This is a genomic window from Dermacoccus barathri, from assembly GCF_015070805.1.
GTDB lineage: Bacteria > Actinomycetota > Actinomycetes > Actinomycetales > Dermatophilaceae > Dermacoccus > Dermacoccus abyssi.
This window is the reverse complement of record NZ_JADCTK010000002.1, coordinates 101,971-123,917: the sequence shown is the minus strand read 5'-3', so window position 1 is coordinate 123,917 and position 21,947 is coordinate 101,971. Positions and strand designations below refer to the sequence as shown.

19 protein-coding genes are annotated in these 21,947 nt (G+C 66.4%); 7 read left to right on the top strand and 12 right to left on the bottom strand.

Annotation, left to right across the window (positions count from 1 at the left end; all coding sequences use genetic code 11):
* Nucleotides 1–112: 112 nt before the first annotated feature.
* Together IM689_RS03635 and IM689_RS03630 are read right to left on the bottom strand one after the other, a co-directional pair.
* A complete protein-coding gene (locus IM689_RS03635) occupies nt 113–1,228 on the bottom strand; it encodes a glycosyltransferase (RefSeq protein ID WP_193642945.1) in 1,116 nt (371 codons plus the stop codon).
* A complete protein-coding gene (locus tag IM689_RS03630) occupies nt 1,225–2,091 on the bottom strand; it encodes a prephenate dehydrogenase (RefSeq protein WP_193642944.1) in 867 nt (288 codons plus the stop codon). Before IM689_RS03630 ends, IM689_RS03635 begins: the two co-directional genes overlap by 4 nt.
* 229 nt (nt 2,092–2,320) lie before the next feature.
* Here IM689_RS03630 and IM689_RS03625 point away from each other — a divergent pair, with 229 nt between their 5' ends.
* On the top strand, nt 2,321–3,349 hold the full coding sequence (locus IM689_RS03625; RefSeq protein WP_193642943.1) for a hypothetical protein: 1,029 nt from the start codon (nt 2,321–2,323) through the stop codon (nt 3,347–3,349).
* Here IM689_RS03625 and IM689_RS03620 read toward each other — a convergent pair.
* Nucleotides 3,307–4,284, bottom strand: a complete 978-nt coding sequence (locus IM689_RS03620) for a glycosyltransferase family 2 protein (RefSeq protein WP_193642942.1) — start codon at nt 4,282–4,284, stop codon at nt 3,307–3,309. The two genes, IM689_RS03625 and IM689_RS03620, sit on opposite strands and share 43 nt — an antisense overlap.
* A gap of 22 nt (nt 4,285–4,306) precedes the next feature.
* Here IM689_RS03620 and IM689_RS03615 point away from each other — a divergent pair, with 22 nt between their 5' ends.
* The 6 genes from IM689_RS03615 (at nt 4,307) to IM689_RS03590 (ending at nt 13,382) form a co-directional block, all read left to right on the top strand.
* A complete protein-coding gene (locus tag IM689_RS03615; RefSeq protein WP_193642941.1) occupies nt 4,307–5,014 on the top strand; it encodes an acylneuraminate cytidylyltransferase family protein in 708 nt (235 codons plus the stop codon).
* A gap of 131 nt (nt 5,015–5,145) precedes the next feature.
* Nucleotides 5,146–7,419, top strand: a complete 2,274-nt coding sequence (locus IM689_RS03610; protein ID WP_193642940.1) for an N-acetylneuraminate synthase family protein — start codon at nt 5,146–5,148, stop codon at nt 7,417–7,419.
* A gap of 2 nt (nt 7,420–7,421) precedes the next feature.
* The gene (locus tag IM689_RS03605; RefSeq protein ID WP_193642939.1) at nt 7,422–8,483 is read left to right on the top strand and encodes an acyltransferase family protein; all 1,062 of its coding nucleotides are present in this window, start codon (nt 7,422–7,424) and stop codon (nt 8,481–8,483) included.
* Complete coding sequence (locus tag IM689_RS03600; protein WP_193642938.1) at nt 8,480–10,588, top strand: glycosyltransferase; 2,109 nt, start codon at nt 8,480–8,482, stop codon at nt 10,586–10,588. The genes IM689_RS03605 and IM689_RS03600 overlap by 4 nt, the downstream gene beginning before the upstream one ends.
* Entirely contained in the window at nt 10,585–11,508 is a 924-nt protein-coding gene (locus IM689_RS03595; RefSeq protein ID WP_193642937.1) for a glycosyltransferase family 2 protein, read from the top strand. Before IM689_RS03600 ends, IM689_RS03595 begins: the two co-directional genes overlap by 4 nt.
* Nucleotides 11,505–13,382, top strand: coding sequence for an ABC transporter ATP-binding protein (locus tag IM689_RS03590; RefSeq protein ID WP_193642936.1), 1,878 nt, complete (start codon nt 11,505–11,507; stop codon nt 13,380–13,382). The genes IM689_RS03595 and IM689_RS03590 overlap by 4 nt, the downstream gene beginning before the upstream one ends.
* 2 nt (nt 13,383–13,384) lie before the next feature.
* Here the strand turns inward: IM689_RS03590 and IM689_RS03585 are convergent, their stop codons facing one another.
* From IM689_RS03585 to IM689_RS03545, 9 genes are all read right to left on the bottom strand, one after another.
* Nucleotides 13,385–14,989, bottom strand: a complete 1,605-nt coding sequence (locus IM689_RS03585; protein WP_193642935.1) for a glycosyltransferase WbsX family protein — start codon at nt 14,987–14,989, stop codon at nt 13,385–13,387.
* A 216-nt stretch (nt 14,990–15,205) separates the two neighbouring features.
* Nucleotides 15,206–16,213: a CgeB family protein gene (locus IM689_RS03580; RefSeq protein WP_193642934.1), complete on the bottom strand. Its 1,008-nt coding sequence runs from the start codon at nt 16,211–16,213 to the stop codon at nt 15,206–15,208.
* Nucleotides 16,210–16,755, bottom strand: a complete 546-nt coding sequence (locus tag IM689_RS03575; protein ID WP_193642933.1) for an acyltransferase — start codon at nt 16,753–16,755, stop codon at nt 16,210–16,212. Before IM689_RS03575 ends, IM689_RS03580 begins: the two co-directional genes overlap by 4 nt.
* A complete protein-coding gene (locus IM689_RS03570) occupies nt 16,752–17,654 on the bottom strand; it encodes a glycosyltransferase family 2 protein (RefSeq protein WP_193642932.1) in 903 nt (300 codons plus the stop codon). Before IM689_RS03570 ends, IM689_RS03575 begins: the two co-directional genes overlap by 4 nt.
* Entirely contained in the window at nt 17,651–18,937 is a 1,287-nt protein-coding gene (locus IM689_RS03565) for an O-antigen ligase family protein (RefSeq protein ID WP_193642931.1), read from the bottom strand. Before IM689_RS03565 ends, IM689_RS03570 begins: the two co-directional genes overlap by 4 nt.
* A gap of 92 nt (nt 18,938–19,029) precedes the next feature.
* The gene (locus IM689_RS03560) at nt 19,030–19,302 is read right to left on the bottom strand and encodes a PqqD family protein (RefSeq protein WP_193642930.1); all 273 of its coding nucleotides are present in this window, start codon (nt 19,300–19,302) and stop codon (nt 19,030–19,032) included.
* Nucleotides 19,299–20,207 (bottom strand): nucleotidyltransferase family protein, encoded by a 909-nt coding sequence (locus IM689_RS03555; protein WP_193642929.1) that lies wholly within the window; start codon nt 20,205–20,207, stop codon nt 19,299–19,301. Before IM689_RS03555 ends, IM689_RS03560 begins: the two co-directional genes overlap by 4 nt.
* A gap of 11 nt (nt 20,208–20,218) precedes the next feature.
* Complete coding sequence (locus IM689_RS03550; protein ID WP_193642928.1) at nt 20,219–21,274, bottom strand: NAD-dependent epimerase/dehydratase family protein; 1,056 nt, start codon at nt 21,272–21,274, stop codon at nt 20,219–20,221.
* 70 nt (nt 21,275–21,344) lie between these two features.
* Entirely contained in the window at nt 21,345–21,947 is a 603-nt protein-coding gene (locus IM689_RS03545) for a dTDP-4-dehydrorhamnose 3,5-epimerase family protein (RefSeq protein WP_193642927.1), read from the bottom strand.

Below are 21,947 nucleotides of genomic sequence, written 5' to 3'. Positions count from 1 at the left end.
GTCATCATGAATTGAGGGAGCGGACACCGAACCGGTGTCCGCTCCTTCAGTTTCAGGGCCCCTGTTGTCGGCCCCACCGTGCCGGCTCGGGATGTTGGTCTCAGCTCGTGCCTTACCCGCGTTCGTTCATCATCTCGTCGATGACGGCGTCGAGCTTCGCGTGGAAGTGCGCCTCACCGAAGCCGGCCGCATGGTCGATGATCTCGTCGGCGTCCCAATCGTGGGCCTCGATCTCGTCGAGCGCTCTGGCGATGTCGGCCGCACGCGCTTCGTCGAAGAACACCCCGGATCGTCCTTCGACGACGCTGTCGAGGTAGCCGCCGGCGCGGAGCGCCGCGACGGGCTTACCGAAGACCCCGGCTTCGAGGGGCGTGAGCCCGAAGTCCTCGAAGGACGGCGCGATAACCGCGCGCGCGTGCCGGTAGGCCCAGCGCAGCTGACGGTCTCCCACGTTGGAGACGATGCGGACGTTGCCGGGGGCCTGCGCCTGCAACTGCGCGTCGAGCGGCCCGGCGCCGACGATGAGGAGTTTGTGGTCACGTTCGCGTACGGCCTCGATGGCCTGGTCGACGTTCTTGTAGGGCATGAGGCGCGAGACAACCAGGTAATACCCGTCGGCCACCCACTCCTCGATGTCAGGAAGCGGCTCCAGCAGCCCGTCCGGGCTCACGCCGAAGGGCGGGAAGACCACCTCGGCGTCGAAGCCGTAGGCATTCTTGATTCGCTCCGCGATGACCGTCGAGTTCGCCAGGTACCGATCAGCGCCGGCAGCGGCGCGCTTGTCCCACCGCAACAGCGCCGGGGTGAGAGCCGCCAGGATCCACCCGATGAGGGAGCGATGGGCGTCGGCACCGAGGTAGTCGTCGCTGCGGTAGAGCCAACGGGCCGGCGAATGGCAGTAGACCAGCTTCTGCCCCGTGTTCCGGAAGCCGTGCGCCCAACCGCTCGAGGAGGCCACGAGGACGTCCGCGTCGACGCGGACGCGACTCGATGCCCACGCGAGCAACGGCAGCGCCGCGCGGTGGTGAGTGCGCAGGAACCGGATGCGGTTCAGGGGCGACGTGACGATCGTGACGTCACGAAACTCCGGATACGTCGTCTCGGCGTTGTAGAGCGTCGTGTAGAGGACCGCGTCGGGAAACATCCGTGTGAGAGCGAGCACGACCCGTTCGGCTCCCCCGCGCTGAGTGATGTAGTCGTGTGCGATCGCAATGCGCGGCGTGCTCATGCAGTCTCCAGTGCAGCGGCAACAGCGGCCGCAGGCTCGGTTCCGGGCTGCGGCCAGCCCTTCGTCGGTGGTTCCCCCCACGGCGCAAGATCGTATCGGGCCCAGAAGTCACGAACCCACGGCGGGGGATTGGGATGCGTGACCCAGGCCGGGAGTCCGCGCGTCGCTGCCTCGAGGGTTCCTGTCGAGAAGATCGAGACCACCGGGCGGCGCATGTCGAGCAGCGGACGGCCGCTCGTCTCGAACGTCACGCCACGCTGGCGCATGAGCCGGTGCAGCCCCCTCGAGACGAGATCCGCCTCGTTGGGGTGTGGGCGGTAGTCACTGGGAACGTCACGGGCAAAGCGCAGATAGCTCGTGAGCGCTTCACGCCGCCCGAGCTCGGTGCCGTGAAGCTGCCCGAGCACGACAGGACGCTCGTCGATGGCTTCGAGCTTGGTCTCGGCGGCAGCCGACCAGAGCAGCTGGGATCCGACGACCTGAACGTCGACATCGGGACGCCCCTGGGCCCAGACGTCGGCGTCTGCGTCCGACCACGCGAGGACGCGAGCGCCTTCGGAGGCCGGCGGAGACCACGGGGTGAGCAGCCCGTGCTGGACGAGGAAAAACGGGATGTCCCGCTCTGCCGCCCACGGCGCGATTGTTTCACTCAGCGGGAGATAGGCGCCCAGCGACAGGACGGAGCGCAGGGTTTCGGGAAGCACAGAGACGGAATCGAACGGCACACTTTCACCGGCGAACGTCTCAGGCAGCGTGAACTCGGGAGGTGCCAGGACAGCAGTGGTGGCTGGATCGAGGAATCGCAGCGGCTCCAGAATGGCCGCGTCACAACTGGGACTCGACTTGTCGAGCACGACGAGCACGCGCGCGCCTCCGGGGACACGCAGACGAGCAGGAGCAGAGTTGGACGGTCGAACAGTAGCCCTGAGGTGACGGAGTCCCGCTTCGGCCCGGCGCTGGGAATCGGACCACCTGCGCCAAGCGTGCAAATCGTTGTGCAGCAAGGTCACCGACTCATGTTAAGCCCGCGGCGGTGAGCCCCCACCATGCCGCGGAAAGTTGCGACACGGACCGCATCGTCATACTGATGACGTGACTTCCCTGCGCTCCAGACCCGCTTCCCTCCACGGAGCACGCGCGCTCGTCCTCTCCCCCCATCTCGACGACGCACTGCTCAGCGCAACGGCATTCGTCCTCACCGATCCCAGTGACGCCTGGACGGTCTTCGCCGGACGCCCGCACCCGCCGCGCACCACGAGCTGGGACGAGATCTGCGGCTTCGCCGACTCCGACGAGACCCTGACGGCGCGCGTTGCCGAGGACACCGCTGCGTTCGCCGACACCCCGGCGCGCGTCCGACGACTCGACGCTTTGGAGGGGCCGTACGTCGAGCGTGACGTGCGCGTCGAGCAACTCCGCGACGTGCGGGCCGAAATCCAGCGGTGGCTCGACGAGAACGGCGCGAACACCCTCGTTCTGGCTCCGGCAGGCGCCGGGATCGAGGTCCCGGACGCCCCGTGGGCTCCCTTGCAGCGTCGACTGGCCGGTCTTCGCGCGACATCGTCGGCAGGAAGCACGCCGCCCCCGGAGGAGGCCACAGCGGACGAACCGGTCGTTGACACCGGCACTTCGGAGGGGCCGAAGATTCACTCTCATGGTTCTGCCATCGCGGGTCGGATCAAGCGGGCCGTTCGGGGCGGAGTTCGCGTTCCCCTCGCACTGGCGCGCCGGGCACTCCACGCCGAGCATGTGGGCCGCCGCCGACGCGCCGCCAAGGGCGGGCGCCTCGCGGCGAATCCGGATCATCTGGCGTTGCGCGACCTCGTCCTCGACCTCGCCGACGAGCGCCCCGACATGACCGTCGTGCTCTACGAAGAGCTGCCCTACCTGTGGCACGGTTCGGCGGATGCCGCCGTCGCCCGGATTTGCGCGGCTCGCGGCATGGAGGCAGCCGGGTGGAGTGAACAGATCGACACGGACCTGAAGTTCACCCACCTTCGCCACTACACGTCGCAGATGCCTGTCATGGACACGGCCGGGCGCCTGCTCGCGGCACGGCATCTGCCGACCCGCGAGCGCTACTGGCTGCTCACACCTTCGTCGAGCCCGACGCCGAGCTGAGGGACCACCGGGCGACGTAGGAGCCGGTAGGTGACCATGCCGGCTCCCTGCCCGAGGCGCAGGCCGACACGCGACGCAACAGCACGACGCGTGTCGGAATCGGCCCGCGTCACGAGCGCTTTGACAGCAACCAGCGGCACCTTGGCCAGATCCACGAACCATTTCGGATCGTGGAGGTGTGGCGAGACAGCCCACAGGTCGTGGCGGGCGCACAGTGCGATGTGCATGCGCCCCGCTTCGAAGGAACGTCTGAATGCCGCACCGTCGGACGAACGAAGGCGCTCGGCCAGAGCCATCCCCGGGTGACGCGCAATCGTCCGACCGCCTCGCACAAGGCGCAGTGCGAGGTCGTTGTCCTCCGCACCGGGGAAGAACGTCTGGTCGAAGCCGCCGAGTTCGAGGAACACCTCGCGACGCACGGCACTCGCGCCACCCATGAGAATCGGGTAGTCATGATCGGCCGCATCGCGGACGACCGAGCCTCCCGCGATGCCGTCGAGGAGGCGCCAGAGGTGCTCGCGTCCGTTGTCGAACTCGGTGGCCGCGACCGGGCGCACTTCACCGTCCACGACCTCGACGTTCCGTAGTGCGTCGGCGGCCGAGCTGATGAAGCGCGGACCGACGCAGTCATCCGCGTCGACGAACACGATCATGCTCGAGGTGGTCGACGCGACGCCGACGTTGCGCGCGTACGACGTTCCCTGCGCGCGGGGAGCGTCGACGAGGCGCACGTCGAGGCCCCGGGCTCGCCACTCCTCCACGATCGACACCGGCGTGCGGCTCGAGCGGTTGTCGACGACGACGACCTCGAAGCGCGGCGCCTCCTCTTGCGCGAGCAGCGCCTCGAGCTGCAACGGAAGGCTCGCGTGCGCCTCGTGGAAAGCGATGACGACCGAAACGTCGGCGCGTGCTGCGTTCTCGGTCGGGTCGGCCATGCGCCCAACTTATCCTTGGCAAATGCCTCAGTTCACCCCCGCCGTCATCCCCGCTCGCGGAGGGTCGAAGGGCGTCCTGCGCAAGAACGTCAAGCCGCTTCAAGGCAAGCCGCTCATCGTCTGGACGATCGAGCAGGCCCTCGCGACGCCCGGTGTCGTGCCCTACGTGTCCACCGAGGATGACGAGATCGCTGCGGTCTCACGGGCGGCGGGGGCGCGCATCATCGAGCGTCCCGAAGAGCTGGCACAGGACGACACCGCCTCCGAGCCCGTCATCGAGCACGCCATCGACGTCGTGACGCGCGAAGAGGGGCGCAAGCCGGAGCAGGTGATGTTCCTCCAGGCCACCTCTCCCCTGCGTCTGGCCGGGACATTGGAGCGCTGCCTGGCGGAGTTCGCGGCCTCAGGCGCCGACTCGATGGTGGGCGTCGTTCCGGCGGAGATCTTCCTGTGGAGCGGCGCGCCGGCAGTGCGGGCGCATTATCCGTACGAGGCTCGCCCCCGGCGTCAGGACATCACGCCGGAGCAGATGCGGTACCGCGAAACGGGCTCGCTCTATCTCACACGGACAGAGATCTACGAGCGCCACCACAACCGTCTCGGCGGTCGCATCGAGTTGTTCGTCATGGATCCGCTCGAAGGTATAGACATCGATGCCGAGGAGGACTTCGTCGTCGCCGAGCAGCTCCTCCGCCGCGCAGCGGAAGAACGAAGCGTTCCCGAACTCTGAACGGCGCGAAGCCGATTCGGCTCCCCGCCGTCGTGGTCATGCAGCGCTAGGACGCTCGGTAGAATGGGTCTCGGCATGCTCGCGGATCAATGTCGCGCATCGCGCGCAGGAAACCCGACGCTTGGAGAAGTATGACGACCATCGACCGCCTCACCGGGCCCTTCGTGGTGGCGGGCCAGGAAACCATCCTGGCGTCGCTCAACAAGATCGGCGAGAACAAGGCGGGCATCGTCTTCTGTGTCGACAGCCGAGGCGTCCTCATCGGCTCCTTCTCCGACGGTGACTTCCGCCGGTGGGTGACACAGGCCTCCCCCATCGACCTTCAGCGTCCTGTGTCGGACGCCATGAACCCCGACTGCGTCAAGGTCGCCTACGGTTCCGAAGCCGATCACATCGCTGCGGCCTTCCGGCCGGGCGTCGAGATCGTTCCCCTGGTCGACGAGCGCGGTCATGTCATTGCGGTGGCGCGCGAGGACGCCGGCCCGATGCGTATCGGGCGGCACGTCGTGGGCGAGGGTCACCCTTCGCTCGTCATCGCCGAGATCGGCAACAACCACCAGGGCGACGTGGACCTGGCGAAGCGACTCGTCGACCTCGCCAAGGAATCCGGTGCCGACGCGGTGAAGTTCCAACTGCGTGACCTCGCCACGCTGTATCGCCAGGGAGACGTCGCCTCCAGCGCCGGCGAGGATCTCGGCCCGCAGTACACGATGAACCTGCTGGCCAAGTACTCCCTCACGCCCGAGCAGATGATCGAGGTGCTCGATCACTGCAAGAGCGTCGACATCGATGCGTTCTGCACGCCTTGGGACGAGCCGTCGCTCGAGGTGCTCGCCGACTACGGTCTGCCGGCACTCAAGATCGCGAGCGCCGACCTCACGAACCACACCTTGCTCCGCGCCTGCGCGGCGAAGCATCTGCCTTTGCTGGTGTCCACAGGCATGTCGACCGAGGACGAGATCGCCGCGAGCGTCTCAGTGCTGCAGCGCGCGGGCGCGCAGTTCGTGCTCCTACAGTGCCAGTCGACCTACCCGGCGCCGTACAAGGACGTCCACCTGCGCTACATGGATCGCCTCGCCGAACTCGGCGAGTGCCCGGTCGGGTACTCGGGTCACGAGCGCGGCATCCACGTGCCGATCGCGGCGGTGGCGCGCGGCGCCCACGTCATCGAGAAGCACTTCACGATCGACAAGACGCTCGAGGGCAACGACCACCAGGTCTCGCTGCTGCCTGAGGAGTTCGCCGACATGGTGGCGCGCATACGCGAGGTGGAGCTCGCGCTCGGTAACGGCGAGACGCGCGCCGTCTCGACGGGCGAGCTGATGAACCGCGCGAACCTCGCGAAGTCGCTCGTCGCCACGCGCCCGCTGTCGGCCGGCGAACAGATCACGCGGGACGCCGTGAGCATCAAGGCGCCGGGGCGCGGATTGCAGCCCAACCGCCTCGAGGAGCTCGTCGGGCGCACCCTGCGTCGCCCGATCGAGGACGGCGACTTCTTCTACGCCACGGATCTGACGGACGCCGTCGCCGAGGGGCGGGCGTACTCGTTCAACCGCCCGTGGGGCCTGCCTGTGCGCTACCACGACGCGCGCAAGCTGCTCGGCACTGGCGAGCGCGCGACGAACCCGGACTTCCTCGAGTTCCACCTGTCCTACCGCGACGTCGAGATGGACGATCAGGCGATCGGCGAGCTGTTCGGCTCGAAGTTCACGGGCATGTTCCACACCGTCCACTGCCCCGACCTCTATGCCGGCGACTTCATCATCGACCTCGCGAGCAGCGACGATCAGGTCTGGGAGCGCTCGATCCACGAGGTGCAGAAGGTCGTCGGCATCACCCGGGATCTCGGCCGCTGGTTCGACGGCACGGACGAGCCGGTCGTCATCTGCACGATGGGCGGCTTCACGCGGGACGCCTTCGACGCTCCCGAGGCACGCACGGCGAAGTACGAACGCATCGCGCAGGCGTTGGAGCGCATCGACGACGAGGGGGTGCGCCTGACGGCGCAGACGCTTCCGCCGTACCCGTGGCTCATGGGTGGCCAGCAGCACCACAACCTGTTCATGGATGTCGACGACACCGTGTGGTTCTGCGAGCAGTTCGGCCGTTGCCTGACGTTCGACCTGTCGCACTCGAAGCTCGCGGCGAACTTCACGCGCACGCCGTTCAGCGAGTACGTCGAGAAGCTCGCACCGCTGACGGAGCACCTGCACATCGTCGACGCCGAGGGCGTCGACGGCGAAGGCCCGCAGATCGGCGACGGCGAGATCGACTGGCCCACCACCGCGCAGCAGCTCGACCGCCTCGCGCCGGGAGTGCCGTTCATCCCCGAGATCTGGCAGGGACATGTCAACAACGGTGAAGGGTTCTGGACGGCTCTCGAGCGCCTGGAGACGTGGTTCTGAGCATGAGCACCGTTTCAGCCACGATCACAGCGCCTCGTGGCAGGTTCCGAGAACTCGACGGCCTCCGAGGGATTGCCGTCCTCCTCGTGGTGATCACGCACTACACAATGGTATTTGACGTGGTTTTCCCGAACCATGAGTCCTCCCCCGTACAGTTTTCAGCCGGAAGTCTTGGAGTTCAGCTGTTTTTCATGATCAGCGGGTACGTCATCTTCATGACCGCGGAAAGGCGCCGCTCACCGAAGAGTTTCGCGCTGGCACGCGCGGTGCGCCTATACCCGACCTACTGGGCCGCCCTTGCCATCACGGTCCCGCTTAGCTACCTATACCTTCCCCCTAGGCCATCCGCCCTTCAAATTGTTGCAAACTTCTCCATGCTTCAAAACTTTCTTCTGGTACGCGACATTGATGGTGCTTACTGGTCACTGGCCCGAGAGATTGTGTTCTACGTTCTCATTGCCCTCCTTCTCTGGGCTGGCGCAGGGCGCATAACTTCAGCGATAACATCATGGTTTGTAGGCGTGTGGACTCTCGCGGGACTCTGCATTGTCGCGATTGAAGCACGTGCGGGGTCGCACTTGGCTTTGCAGGCTGATCACGCCACTGCCGCGGAATACGCTGGCCTCTTTGGACTTGGAATGCTCATGTACGAGAGGCGAGTCGGGCGACGGCACTCGTGGACACTCATCATCATAGCCGCAGTCGGCGCAGTTGCCTGCACATTCCTCAAGACGCAACCAGCAGACGCACTAGCCCTCGCCGGTTTGATCGGCCTTTTCGTCGTAACTACGTCACGGGAAGCCTCCCGTTGGCTGACCTTCCGCCCCCTCCAGTTCGTTGGGATCGTCAGCTACCCCCTCTATCTAGTTCATCAGAACGTTGGGTACATCGTGATGGACGCCATCATTCCCGAGGTTGGTCGAGTGCCCGCCATGTTCCTAACTTTCCTCGCTCTACTGGTCCTTGCGTGGGTAATTCACGAACTCATCGAGAAGCGGCTCTCGCATCGACTTAGCCTGTGTTGGGATCGTCGCCAGTTCCAAAAACCTCGAGTTCTTTCATGACTCGCCCTCTGACGCTGTGGCTCGCTCCCGTCTCCAACCTGGCCGGGGTGGCCCGGCACATCATCGACGTTGCCCGCGTTGGCCTGCCGGGATGGCGGCTCGTCGTCGCAGCGCCGCAAGGCCCGCTGCTCGATGAGTTGCGCGCGCTCGGCTGCCCTGTCGTGCCGTACGAGGTCGACCAGCCGGTTAACCGGGCCGTGGCTGACCTGCGCGACATCATCGGCAAGCTTTCGCCGACGATCGTGCACTCGCACCTGGCCAAGGCGGACTTCCTTTCCGCCATGGCGACTGTCGGCATGCCGGTGACTCTCGTGTCGACCGAGCACCACATTCCCGAGGACCCTTCGGCCCTTCACAGTTCGCGAACGAAGGCCGTCACCCGCCAGATGGCGCACCACGCGCGTATCCGACGCTTCACCCACCTTCTCGCGGTGAGCGACTCGACAAAGCGTGACATGCTGCGCTACTGGATGCCGAGCGTGCCCATCACGGTCGTCAAAAACGGCGTCGACCGGCCGGACGCCGTGCTCGAGCGCCGACCCGGCCTGCGGCTGCTGTCGCTCACTCGGCTCGACCGTGAGAAGAACCTCGAGATGACGCTGCGTGTCTTCGCCGACGTCCTCGCGAAGCACCCCGAAGCAACGCTGACGATCGGCGGTACCGGCCCCCTCGAGAACGAGCTTCGCGCTTACGCCCGCAAGCTGGGCGTCGACCATGCCACGACCTTCGCCGGATTCATCGACGCGAACCGTGCGATGGCGGAGCACGACGTTCTCCTCCAACCCTCGCGCGCCGACAATCTCTCCTACACGCTGCTCGACGCGGTGGCCGCAGGCATGGGCGTCGTGGCGAGCAACATCGGCGGCAACCCCGAGATCCTCCCCGGGCACGCGCTCACTTCCCTCGATGACGACGCGGCGATGGTCGATGCCGCCGTCGAGCAGGGTCTCGATCTGTCGCGGCGTCCCTGTCTTCCGGAATCCATCCCGACGGTCCGAGAGATGGCGGATCAGGTTCTGCAGGTCTACGCGGGCCTTCAGAGCAAGAAACTTCCGAGCGATCCCCCTCCCGGCGGGCGCCGCATCGCGCTGCTGTCCAACCAGGGCGAGATCGGCGGTGGCGAAGTCATGCTCCTCGCCATCGCGGAAGCCGCCCGAGAGTTGGGTCACGACGTCACCGTCGCCGCACCCGCGACTCCGTCCAAGGTCGCCGACACGGCCCGCGCGGCCGGCTTCGTGGTCGAGCCCATCAGGGGCGAGGGCGCCCGCTCGTACGCCCAAAATCTTCGTTCGTGGGCGCGTCAGCATGACGCGAACCTCCTCTGGTGCAACGGCCTTCGACCGGCGTTCGCCACGGCCGGCCTCCCCCGCCGTGTGGTCCACCTTCACCAACTGCCCGCAGGGAAGACAGCGTTGGCTGCCCGTGCCGCGCGGCACGGAGCACTCGCGACAATCGTGCCGTCCCACTTCGTGGCCGAACGGCTGCCAGGCTCGAAGGTCCTCGAGAACTGGGTCGCGCCAGTTGAGGTGGTCCGTACAACGCCACCCCGGGTTCCTCGCGTCATCGGCTACCTCGGGCGCCTGTCCGATGACAAGGGCGTGGGCGTGCTCGCCGAAGCGGTCGAAAAGGTGATCGCTGACGGCCATGATGTCCGGCTGCTCGTCGCCGGGGAGGCGCGCTTCGTTGACAGAGCAACGGCAGCACGCATCGAAGCCAGCCTCAACCGACTCGGTGACCGCGTCGAACGACGCGGCTGGATGGATCGGGCAACGTTCTTCGGTGAGGTCGACTTGGCCGTATTCCCCTCGATTTGGGAAGAGACGTTCGGTCTCGTCGCTGCGGAAGCCATGGCCGCGCGGTGCCCGTTCGTCGTCTCCGACGCGGGCGCCCTGCCTGAGGTTGTCGGCGCCGACTACCCGTTCGTCGCCCGCGCCGGGAACCCCGATGCACTGGCGGATGCACTCGTTCGCGCGTTGGGAACAGATGGAACGTCGGTGACCGAAAGCTCTTACGTTCGGTGGTCTGAGCGCTACTCACCCGAAGCCGGGCGAACACGCCTCTCCGTGCTCTTGGACTCCGTTCTCGGGGAGGTGCAGCGCTCATGACCAGCGCCTCCCTCGTCATCCCCACACGCGGTGGCGCCCAGCGGCTACCCATCCTCTTCGACGCCCTTCGCCACCAGACCCACACCGATTGGGAGGCCCTCGTCGTCATCGACGGCGACATCGACGACTCGGCGGCCGTCGTCGAGCGTTACGGCGACCTGCCGCTGCGTGCCGTCGTGCTTCCGGAGAACCGGGGACGCGTTTCCGCGCTCAACGCCGGCTTCGAGGCAGCCGAAGGTGATGTGCTCATCCGGTGTGACGACGATTTCGAGCCGGCCCCCGGCCATGTCGCCGCCCACGTGGCTGCCCACGACGAACGGCTGTGCGGCGCCGTGGGCCTGCCCATCAACATCGCGCCAGAGAATGCGTACATGCGTGTCTACGGACGTGACGCCGACGAGCGCAGCCGACGCGACGCCTACGCCACCGAGCCGGACGAGCGCTGGAAACTGTGGGGCGGTAACACATCGGTGCGGCGCGAGACCTTTGTCGAACTCGGCGGCTTCGACACGCGCTACCGCGGATATGGCTGGGAGGATGTCGACTTCGGTTACCGGCTCCACCGTCTCGGGCTTCCGATCGAACTGGTGCCCGATGCAAAGGTGCGTCACCACATGGCCTCGGTGAACACCGTCGCTCGCGCGAACCGTGCTCTGATGTCGGGCAAGGCCCGCCACACCTTCGACCGTCTACACGGGCAAGGTTCGTCGGGCTCGTCCCTGCGAGCACTCTCCTCGCCTTGGAACGCGGCCGTCGTCGCTGCATCGCGAACGATGACACCCACCACCACGCCCGTCATCGCCGAGGCTGTCGACCGCCTCATCGGCCCGCTGCCGAACAGCATCGGCCGCAAGCTGGTCGCCCTGACGGTCGAGGCTGCCGGGGCGTCCGGCTACCGCTCGGGTCAGGACCGAACATGACCTCGGCAACAGGCCCGGCAACCCCGGCAAAGCGCTCGATGATCCAGGACGTTCGCTACCTCCTCGGCACGTTCACCCCTGCCGATCGACGACGCTTCGTCCTCACCGGCCTCGTACAGTTCGTGCTCGCAGCGATGGACCTCCTCGGCGTCGCGGCGATCCTCCCACTCATGCAGATCATGATGGGAGCGCCCCTCGACGAAGGAACCCTCGGCGCCCTGCATTCGCTGCTCGGCAAGCCTTCCCAGCACACCTTCGTGCTCCTCCTGGCCGGCGGGATGATCGCGACCTTCGTCCTGAAGGCCGTGCTGGCCCTCTGGCTCACGTGGTGGAGCGCGCGGTACGTGGCCCGGCTGCAGACACACACTGCTCGTCGGCTTCTCGGTGCCTACATGTCGGAAAGCTTCCTCACGCACCGTCGCCGCAACACGGGTGAGCTCATCCGGAACGTCGGGACCGCCGTCACCGACGCTCACGCGCGTGTTCTCGGCGGGTTCCTGTCCGCCCTTAGCTCGTTGCTGTCCATCGTCCTCATCGTGGTGCTCTTGCTCGTGGTCTCCCCTGTGCCGACGCTGGTCGCCGTGCTCTACTTCGGTACCGCGGTTCTCCTCCTTCAGCGTCTTCTCGGACCCGCTAACCGCAGAGCGGGCAAGGAAGCCCAGCACACCTCCTGGGTGAGCAGCCACGCTCTCGTCGATGCGATGCACGGCTTCCGCGAGGCTGTTCTCCACAACGCCCGCGGGTACTTCGTCGACAAGTTCGACGTCGCGAACCGCCGAACCGCAGAGGCATCGATGCGGGCCAACTACTACTCGACGCTGCCGAAGTACGTCCTCGAACTCGTGACGATGGTGGGACTCACAACCTTCATCGTGGTTGCGATCCTCACCGGTTCTGCGGATCAGGCGATGCCGACGATGAGTCTCTTCGTCGCGGCGACGGTCAAGATGTTGCCGCTCATGGTCGCTCTGACCGCGACTGTCGGCTTCATCCGTGTGGGCAGAGAGGGTCTCGCCATCACCGTCGACTCTCTGCGGAGCCTCGACGACGGCGTCGCGCGCGCTCCTCGACGTCAAGGCTCTGCCCCGGCCATGCCCCGGGGAGGTGGAGCCATCGCGGTGCATGAGGTGAGCTTCCGCTACCCCGACGGTGACGCCGATGTCCTTTCCCACATCTCGTTGCGAGTGCCTTCCGGCTCGTCCCTCGCCCTGTGCGGTATCAGTGGTTCGGGCAAGACGACTCTCGTCGACATCATCCTCGGCCTCATCACCCCCACCTCCGGGACGGTGACGTTCAACGACGTGCCGACCGACACGGCAGGTGACGCGTGGCACGACATCGTCGCTTATGTCCCTCAGGACGTCTACATCACCGATTCGACGTTGGCGGGCAACGTGGCCTTCGGCCTAACCGCGGAGGAACGTGACGAGGCGAAGGTGCGCGAGTGTCTCGAGCGTGCGGCCCTCGGTGGCCTGCTCGACAGCTTGCCCGAGGGCTTGGAGACGCTCGTCGGCGAACGCGGTACGCGCCTCTCGGGCGGTCAGCGCCAGCGCATCGGCATCGCCCGTGCCTTGTACCGTGACCCGCAGGTCCTCGTGCTCGACGAAGCCACCTCCGCACTCGACAACGAAACGGAACACCAGATCACGGCCACGCTTTCCGCTCTGCACGGACACATCACGACGATCCTCGTGGCGCACCGCCTGTCGACGGTGCGCGATGTCGATGCCCTGGCCTTCCTCAGCGAGGGGCGGGTCGCCGCGCTCGGAACCTTCCGGGAGGTCGTGGAGGCCTCGCCCGAGTTCGCGCGACTCGTCGCTCTGGGCAATCTCGACGGTAACGGCGCGCGCGACGACAGCGCCTCCACCTCGTAGGACTACGCCGAGGCCACGTCGCGAGTCGCCTGTAGGTACGCGTGCCCGAACTCGTTCGACGGCTCGAGCACTGCGCCCTCGGCCCACTCGTTCCACGCGTTGATGAAGACAATGCGCTCGTGGACGGTCCGCTCTGACACCGCCTCGGCCGCAGCGAGGAGCCACCGTCGGTAGAGGTAGGGGTTCGCGCCGACCCACAGGTGTGCCGACTCCTGGCGGCGAGGTGTGTTGTCCCACGCCGTCATGACCCCGGGGAAATGGCGATCCGCAATGTCCGGAAGCCGCCGGATGTCGTGTCTCACCATGCCCCAGTACGACAGGAGTTGCCCGGTGAATCGTCGGGAGACCTTCGCGCTGACGCCGCGGGCGCCCACGTATTCCTTCGAGTGCGGTGGGAACGACATGGTGCCGTCCAGGCATTCACGCGTCGGCCCTTCGAGCGCACCGTACTCGACCCCGACGACGAAGAGCTCCAGCCCGTGCTCACGCACCGTCTCACGCCACTGCTCGAGCACTGACACGAAGTTCGGGATCGAATCGGGTCTGTACACGCTTACGAGCTTCTTACCGTGGACCGTCATGTAGTCGTTGTGCAAGAGATACGGCAGAGCATCCTCGATGAAGCGTTCAGCGGGCACGTTCGCGTAGTCCTGTTCCAGGAGAACAGACCGGGTGTCCCCGTCCCACGATCGTGTCCAGTTCTCGTTAGCCCACATGATGCTGAACGGCTGCTCGAGCTCACCCGCCTTGATGTGTTGGTCCAGCGGGAGATCGAGAACGCGACGCCCCGAGAACCAGTAGTGGTAGTACATGAATGCTTCGACGCCCGCTTCCTTGGCCAAGCGCGACTGAGCGGATCGCGTGCCGTCGAGGCGGAGATCGTAGAAGCCGAGGTCCTCCGGCAGCTTGGGCTGAAAATGCCCCGGATAATTGGGAACCGCAGATGCGACGTTCGTCCACTCGGTGAAGCCCGGACCCCACCACTCGTCGTTCTCGGGAGTGATGTGGAACTGCGGCAGGTAGAAAGCGACCAACCGAGGGTGAAGTCGTTTCTGGGGTGCGGATCGGACCTCGCGCGACTCGACGATCGGAGCGTCACCCGCTTGCGCCAAAGTGGCCAGCAAGGTGAGGAAATGGAATTCGTCCGGGACGAGCTCCGGCGACATGCCCAGCCCGCGCAACCCCTGGAGCAGGAAAGCTCGACTCGTTAGGTTCAACGACTCAGGCCGACGCTCCGCGATGCCCGACGTTTCCCACTGGCGATCGCGAAGCACGCTCCGCACCCAACGCCGGTGGGCGGACGACGAACTGACGAGGGCACGAGTGACGCCTCCGACGTGCGGATCGGCGCACGCCTCCAGAGCGTGGGCAGCCTCGCCCTTGGCGGCGTCGAGAACGACTGTGGCTGTCTCGTATCCGTTCAACAGCCCCGAGTTGGCTGCGGCCAGCAGGATCTGGGTAGGCGACCAGCCGTCGGGCGTGAAGCGTGCCCAAGGTGAGGACGAGGTCACGAGGTCCACCACGTCCACATCGCCACGCTCGGCTGGCGCCGGCATGCCGCGGTCGAGCCAGATGATGACGTGGGCGTGCCGAGGCGTCCGCTTCACCGTCCGCCATCCAGCAGGAGCCAAGGACGAGCTCCGCCGCTGAGGAACAAACATCAGACGGCTCGCCGAGCGCCCCCGGAGGGCCAATAGCTTCGCCCTGCGCGCGGCCGCGTTCCGGGTTGCGCGCTCGTTCCGCGGGTTTACAGCGTCACGAATAAGCCCAAGGCTCTCGCGTACACTACCCATGGGTTCTCCGTCCCCTCCAGGAGTTGTCAGTCACCACAAACTCTTCAGCTGCTTCGCACGGTGGGTGAGTGTGTGCTCGGCGAGGGTGCGACGACGTGCCGCTTCCCTCAATGCAACGAAGCCTTCCGGTCTTGCCTCCACTCGGCGGGCGATCTCAACGAGTTCCTCGGCGTTCTCGAACACCAACACTTCCTCACCAGTAACGTAAACCTCGCTGACGTCGGCTCGGTCCACGAGCTGCACGCCGCCGCTGCCGGCAGCCTCGAACGTGCGCATCGTGAATCCGTCCTGGTCGCCGTGAATGTTGAGCGTGGCAATCGAGTTCCGCATGATCGCGTGTGCGACGGGTCCCGGCGTGTCACGACCGTTCGGCAAACCACTGGAGGAAAGGCGCCACGTACGAGCACGATCGAAGGGATGGTCCGACCACCCGCGTCCCCACGCACGCACCGGGATTCCTGCCTCGTGCAGGGCAAGAAGCGCGCCGTGACGCTTGGGAGATGGCGCGCCGAGAAAGCTCACGACACCGATTCCCTCGGTGCTCGCATTGGGCTCGGCCGTGTCGTCATAGCCGAGCGGAACGTGGAGTGCCTCGATCCCCTCGGCCACCAAAGCCTGCACGTCGAGTGGGCTGTAGCTCGCGATGCGCGCGTACTTCGAAACGAGCGAAGCGTCGAACGCCGTCCTCCGCATCTCGTCGTACATCCACACGACCACGGGTCGCCCACCTGCGGACGCGACCTGCCAGAACTCCTCCCTGAGCGTGTCGCCGCGAACGACGAGGACGACGTCCGGCGCCACGTCGCGGACGCGCTCGGCCGCCCGCCGTGAAGAGGTGTCCGCGGATTGGTGCGCGTCGCCCCCGACGAGCTTGGTCGGCAGCTCGTAGCGCAGCTTGTTCCAGACCTTCTCGGCCGTCGAGTCAACCGCGTCGTAGCAGTACGTCACGGCGTCGTAACCGAGCTTCTCGAACGCTCGCGCGATCGCTGCGTGGTAGCCGTGGAAGCTCGGCGACACGATGAGCATTCGCCGCGTCATGCGGTCACTCCCAATTCACGCGCGGGCACTCCCCCGACAACAGCGCCCGCAGCAACGTCACTATTCACCACGGCACCAGCGGCGACCGTGGCCCCGTCCCCGATCGAGACACCGCCCAGCACGACGACGTTCTGGCCCAGGAACACGTCGTCACCAATGGTGATCGGTCCCGTCCCGTGAACCCGATGCCGATCCCGACGGTCGTGGTCGCTCGTCGACACCATGACGTTGTCGGCCAGCACACAGCCGCGGCCGATCGTCACAGGATCGATGGAGTGAAGGTGCGCACGGTGACCGACGTAGGTGTCGTCACCCACCGTCAGCGACGAGCCGTCTCTCTCGGCGGCCAGCCACGCCCCGTCCCGCACCATGACGCCCGAGCCGAGACGGATCCGTTCGACTCCCTGCAGGTACAACGGCGCGACGATGACACTCCCCTGCCCGATGTCCCGGAACGCACGGCGTAGCAACGGCATCCGCAGTTGCGCACGCCGATAGCGCAACCCGGCGCTCTTCTCCACGATCAAACGAGCCACTGTCATCGGCGATTCCTCCACGCGTGACGGATGAGGGACATCTGGCGCTTGTAGGCACCCTGGGCGTCCAGGTCTCGGCCGGCGAACCGCCGGAGGCTGTTCCACGCCAGGTTGACGTGGGCCGCTCCCACGAGCCCGAGAGCCAAGCCAGGGCCCCCCGACCACTTCTCGTGATAGCGCATGCGGGAATCCATGAGCCACTGCGAACGCCGAGTCGAATCGGACGACCCGCCGCCGACGTGCTTGATGATCGGGCTCGGCAGAACAACGCTCGGTACGCCCCGACGGTGAAGCCGGCGCTGCAGGTCGACCTCTTCGCAGTTCATGAAGAAGCCCTCGTCGAACCCGCCGACAGCCCTGAATTCTTCAGCCGACATGAGCAAGCAGATGCCGGTGGCCCATTCGGTCGGCCTGGCCGCGGGGACATCCCACGAAGCGACGTCGTTGCCGAGTTGCTTCTCGAACCACGCTCGGCCGTGGAAGCGTGCGAAGGGTTCGAGGTTCTCGAGGACGACGTGGCGTGGGCGCGGCCAGAGCCGTCCGACGCAGCGCGAACCGAACGGCTCCTCCACTCGGGTGGCGACGACGGCCGGCATCCATGGCTCCGCGCCGTCGACCAGCTCGGCGAGGAACCTCTCCTCGATCGTGATGTCGCTGTTGAGCACGAGCAGGAGATCGTGCTCGGCAACCGCGACACCGGAGTTGACCGCCGAGCCGAAACCCCCGTTGCGGTCGCGACGAACGACGTCGCACCCATCGGCTGTGAAGGGCTCAGGGGAGGCGTCATCACTGACGATCACCTGAACGGCTCCTTCGTAACGCTGTGCGGCGAGCTGCGCGAGGAGATCACGCGTCGGTTCCGGGTCGCCGTAGTGCGGCACGACGATGCTGAGCGCCGGTCTCACAGTGTGGCTCCTCGGCGCGGTGACGGCTGGTGCTTCTTGGGTGAGGTCTGCTCCGGATCGACGAACTCGAGATGCTGCCAGGCCCACACGTCGTCACGCTCGATCGGTGTGCCGAGGCGGTACGCGACGGCGATGCCGAGGATGAGGAAGGCAGCAGGCGTCATGAGGGTCTCACCGAGCTTCCACGCGCAGACCATCATGGCGATCGTCGCGCCCTCGGCGACGAGCAACTCGCGACTGATGTGCAGGCGACGATCGAGGAGCCCGACGCCGAGCAGGAGGAACGCCCCTGTGACGGTCCACAGGTTCGGATAGCCACCCTCGACGAACGCCTGCACGTACGAATCGTGGAACCACTGCGGTCGTGTTCCGATGACGACCTGGCCCTCGTTGAGCCCGAGTCCGTACCAGGGAGTGATGTCAGCCTTTGCCTGCATCGCCAGTTCGACCTGTTCGCGATACCAGTCACTTCCCGTGCGATCACCGAACACCTCCGACTCGGCCAGGTTGTTCACCGCCCACGTCAGAGTGGCGAGGCCGAGGGCCGCGTAGATGAGCCGATAACTGACGCCCACCCGATTGCGGAACGCCAACCAGGCAAGTGCTCCCAGGTAGGCAGCGATGGACGTGCGTGATCCCGTGGCGAACAGAAGCCCGAAGGAGACGACGACCCATGCGAGGCTCGTGAAGCGACCTCTCAGAGCCAGGAGCCCGAGAATGCCCCAGACGACGTAGTACAGGCCCGCGACGTTCTTGTCGCCGTAGAAGCCGGTGAGATACGGGGGGTAGTTGTTCGGTGTGAGACCGGCGTAGAACAGCGGAACGTTGACCACGGCACCCAGGCACCCGCCGATGACGAGCGAGCGCACGTTGATGCGCCCCGTGGCCAACACCGAGCACAGGAGCAGAAGCAGAGCGAACTTGCCGATGCGCTGCGTCCAGGGCTGGCCGTTGAGCATCGACACGGCCACGAGGAACACGAGCAGCGCCATACCGAGGAGAAAGAGCAGGCTGCCCCATTTCACCTTCAGCGTCGAGGGCCGAAAGACACCCACGGCGATGACCGCCACCGCCGCGGCCACACCGCCCGGCAGCGTCGCGGTGATCGGGTAGCCCGCCCACATGAAGAGGAACCCGAGAAGGCAGTCGAGCAGCACGATGGGGCCGGCGAAGGTGCGCACGCTGTGCCCGACGGCCAGGAGACGCCGCTCGAGGGCACCGGATGGGGCGTCGTGGACGGACCTGTGCTCCTCCATCGCGCCCGGCTCTGCTGGGTCGCGCACGCCTGGGCTATCACCCCTGACGCCGCCGCGGACGTTCGCACCGCCTCGGTCTGAGAGAAGGCGACCCCACGCAGACTCCTGCTCGAAACGGGTCACGCCGTCACCTCGTCGAGAAGGCGGACATCGAGCAGATGCGGCACGAAGGCCTCGACATCGCACCGGACAGCGGTGACATCGACATCGTGTTCTCCTGCGATGCGGTCCGCGACCTGCTCCGTCGAGGCCGCCCCATCGGCTGCCTGCCAGATGACGTAGCCGTGGACGGACAGGCCGTGCGGCTCGCGGCTTCCGACGCGAAGGGCCCAGAAGCGCTCGTGGGTTTCGTCGTAGGTGACGGCGACGTCACCCGGGATTCGCCAGGTCATCGTTGCCCCTGCTTGCGTCGTCGTCGCGCGGAGCTGACGAGGTCGCCGACGGCTGTGCGCAGACGGAGGCGGTAGGCGTGGGCGTACTCACGCGTCGTCGGTTCGCGCCCCAGATCGAAGCGCAGCAGGTCTGCGTTGACGGAGACGAGACCCCGAAGAACGAGCATCTTGGCACGCACTCCTGTGGCTGCTTCGTAGCGGCCCCACCACTCCTCCCAGCGGCTCTGCTCGCCACGGACGAAGTAGCGCCACAGTGCGTACCCTTGTCGGCTGCGGAAGTTCTCGAGCTGGCCCAGGGCAGCGGCGAGCGCGAGCTCGGCGTCGAATTGCTTCGCGAGGTCACGGATACGACGACGGGTGGCCTCGTCGGAGTCGGCCCAACCCGCCTCGAGGTCACGTGTCGAACCAGACCCGCTGCGTGCGTGGTGAAGAAGAAGAATGAGTCGTTGATCGTCCAAGGAGGGCACCGGACACGGGACCTCGGCGATCGACATCTCCTCGTGCCGACTCCAGAGGGTTTCGAAGGCTTCGACAGGCGACACCTCGAAACCAGGCCAATGCCGGTGCAGGTCGATGAGCCCCAGTTCGTGGCGCATGTTGGTGGCGTGCCCGAACGCCGAGCCCTCCTCGAAACCGGTCAGCCTCTCCCACCCCAGGGTTGAAAGGGCATCGAGGAACGGAGCTACGTCGTCCGGATGAACGAGGACGTCGACGTCGAAGCTCGTTCCGTGCCCACGCCGAAGACCCTCGTGCACCGCTGCGCCCTTGAGGTGCAGCACGCGGACACCGCACTCCTGCGCCACGAGTTGGACGTAGCCGTGCAGCAGCTCGAGGCGCACCCGATCAGGCACGTCGACTGCTGCGCCCGAGGCCTCTGCGACCTTGCCGTGACCTATCTGAACCATGCCGGTCCAGCTCAAGAGGTGAGGCCGCGGCGGCCGAGCTCGTCGAGAGCAGAATCCCAGGCGCTCGAGTCTGCCCCCGGCACCTCCCACGAACGAGTGATGAAGTCGGTGACAGCGTCCTCACTCGAGAGGGAGGGTAAGGGCGCACCCGAGGAACGCAGCGCCGTGAGGTCAGCGACAGCGTGGTCGATGTCTCCTGCGCGGTGGACGTCCACATGTTCCCGAGGCGGACTCTCCAGAGGCGCTGCACGCCGTGCCGTCTCTGCCAGGTGGGTGAGGGTCATCCGTTCTCCCGTGCCGGAGTTCAGCACGCGCGGCGTGCCAGGCGCGGTCGGATGTTCGACCAGCCAGGCGATGAGCGCTGCGACGTCGCTCACGTGCACGAAGTCACGTGTCGCCGTTCCGTCGCCGTACACCGAGAGGGGCCGCCCCTCTCGCAGCCGGGCGAGAAAGGCCGCGAGCACCCCCGTGTAGGGGTTGTGCAGCGCCTGGCCGAAGCCCACGACGTTCTGCGGGCGAACGACGTCCACAGGAATCTCGCGGGCGTACTCGCCGAGAAGCTGCTCGCCGAGCGACTTCGTCTCGCCGTAGACGGAGACGGGGCGGTGCGGGTCGCTTTCACGCGACGCGGCCGGCACCGCCTTCGCACAACACGGCTCGGCATAGGAGTCGTCGTGTTCCGGGCAGGAGAAGCGTCCGTTGCCGTAGACAGCTCGCGAGGACATCGCAACGAGGGGCACGCCCCAGGCGCGCGCGGCCTCCGCTGCGCGTCGGGTGCCTTCGACGTTGACGAGCCGGTAACGATCCTGCTCGTACATCGACTGGCCGGTACCGGTCTCAGCGGCGAGATGCACGACCGCCTCGGGGCGATCGAGCCGGCCCCAGGCATCCGGGTCACTCACGTCAGCGCGAATCACTTCGCCGGGAAAGCGCGACGCGGCCGCGTCAGGGTCCGCGTGAACCTGTGCACTGAGCAGATCGAGCGCAACCACGTCGTGCTCAGGCGTTAGCGCCCGAGCGAGGTACTGCCCGATGAAACCGGTGCCTCCGGTGATGAGAATCGCCATGGTGCCTTCCGGTCTGACGTACGGGAGAGTCCAGTTTAGGCGCCGTCGAACCACTCCGAAACCAACGGTCTCAAGCGCGGCGCAGGCTTTCCGCGAGCGCGAGGCAATCGTCATAGTTCGGGAGCAGGCCCTGAGCAGCAGCTTCCTCGAGATTCGGCGCCGCGGCGTCCTTGGCCGAGACAACCGGCTCCAGGTCGGCTGGGAGGTCGAGGCCCACGCGGGGATCGAGCGGGTTGATGCCGTGTTCCCCCGTCGGGTTGTACGGCTGCGAGCACAGGTACACGGCCGTCGAGTTGTCTTCAAGGGCGACGAGGCAGTGCCCGAGGCCCTCGCTCAGGTACACCGCCACACGGGAGTCCGTGTCGAGTCTCACGCTCTCCCATTCACCGAACGTCGGTGAGCCGACGCGGATGTCCACGACGAAGTCCAGGAAAGAGCCACTCACCGCAGTGACGTACTTGGCCTGTGACGGGGGAACGTCGGCGAAGTGGATTCCACGCACGGCCCCGCGGGAGGAGACGGAGATGTTCGTCTGCACGATGCGCATTTCGTGGCCGAGGTGCTCGGCGAGCTTGTCCCCGCGGAAACCTTCCATGAAGAGACCGCGGTCGTCAGGGAACTGACGGGGAGTAATGCGAAAGGCACCTGCGATCGGAAGAGGCGTGATGTCCAC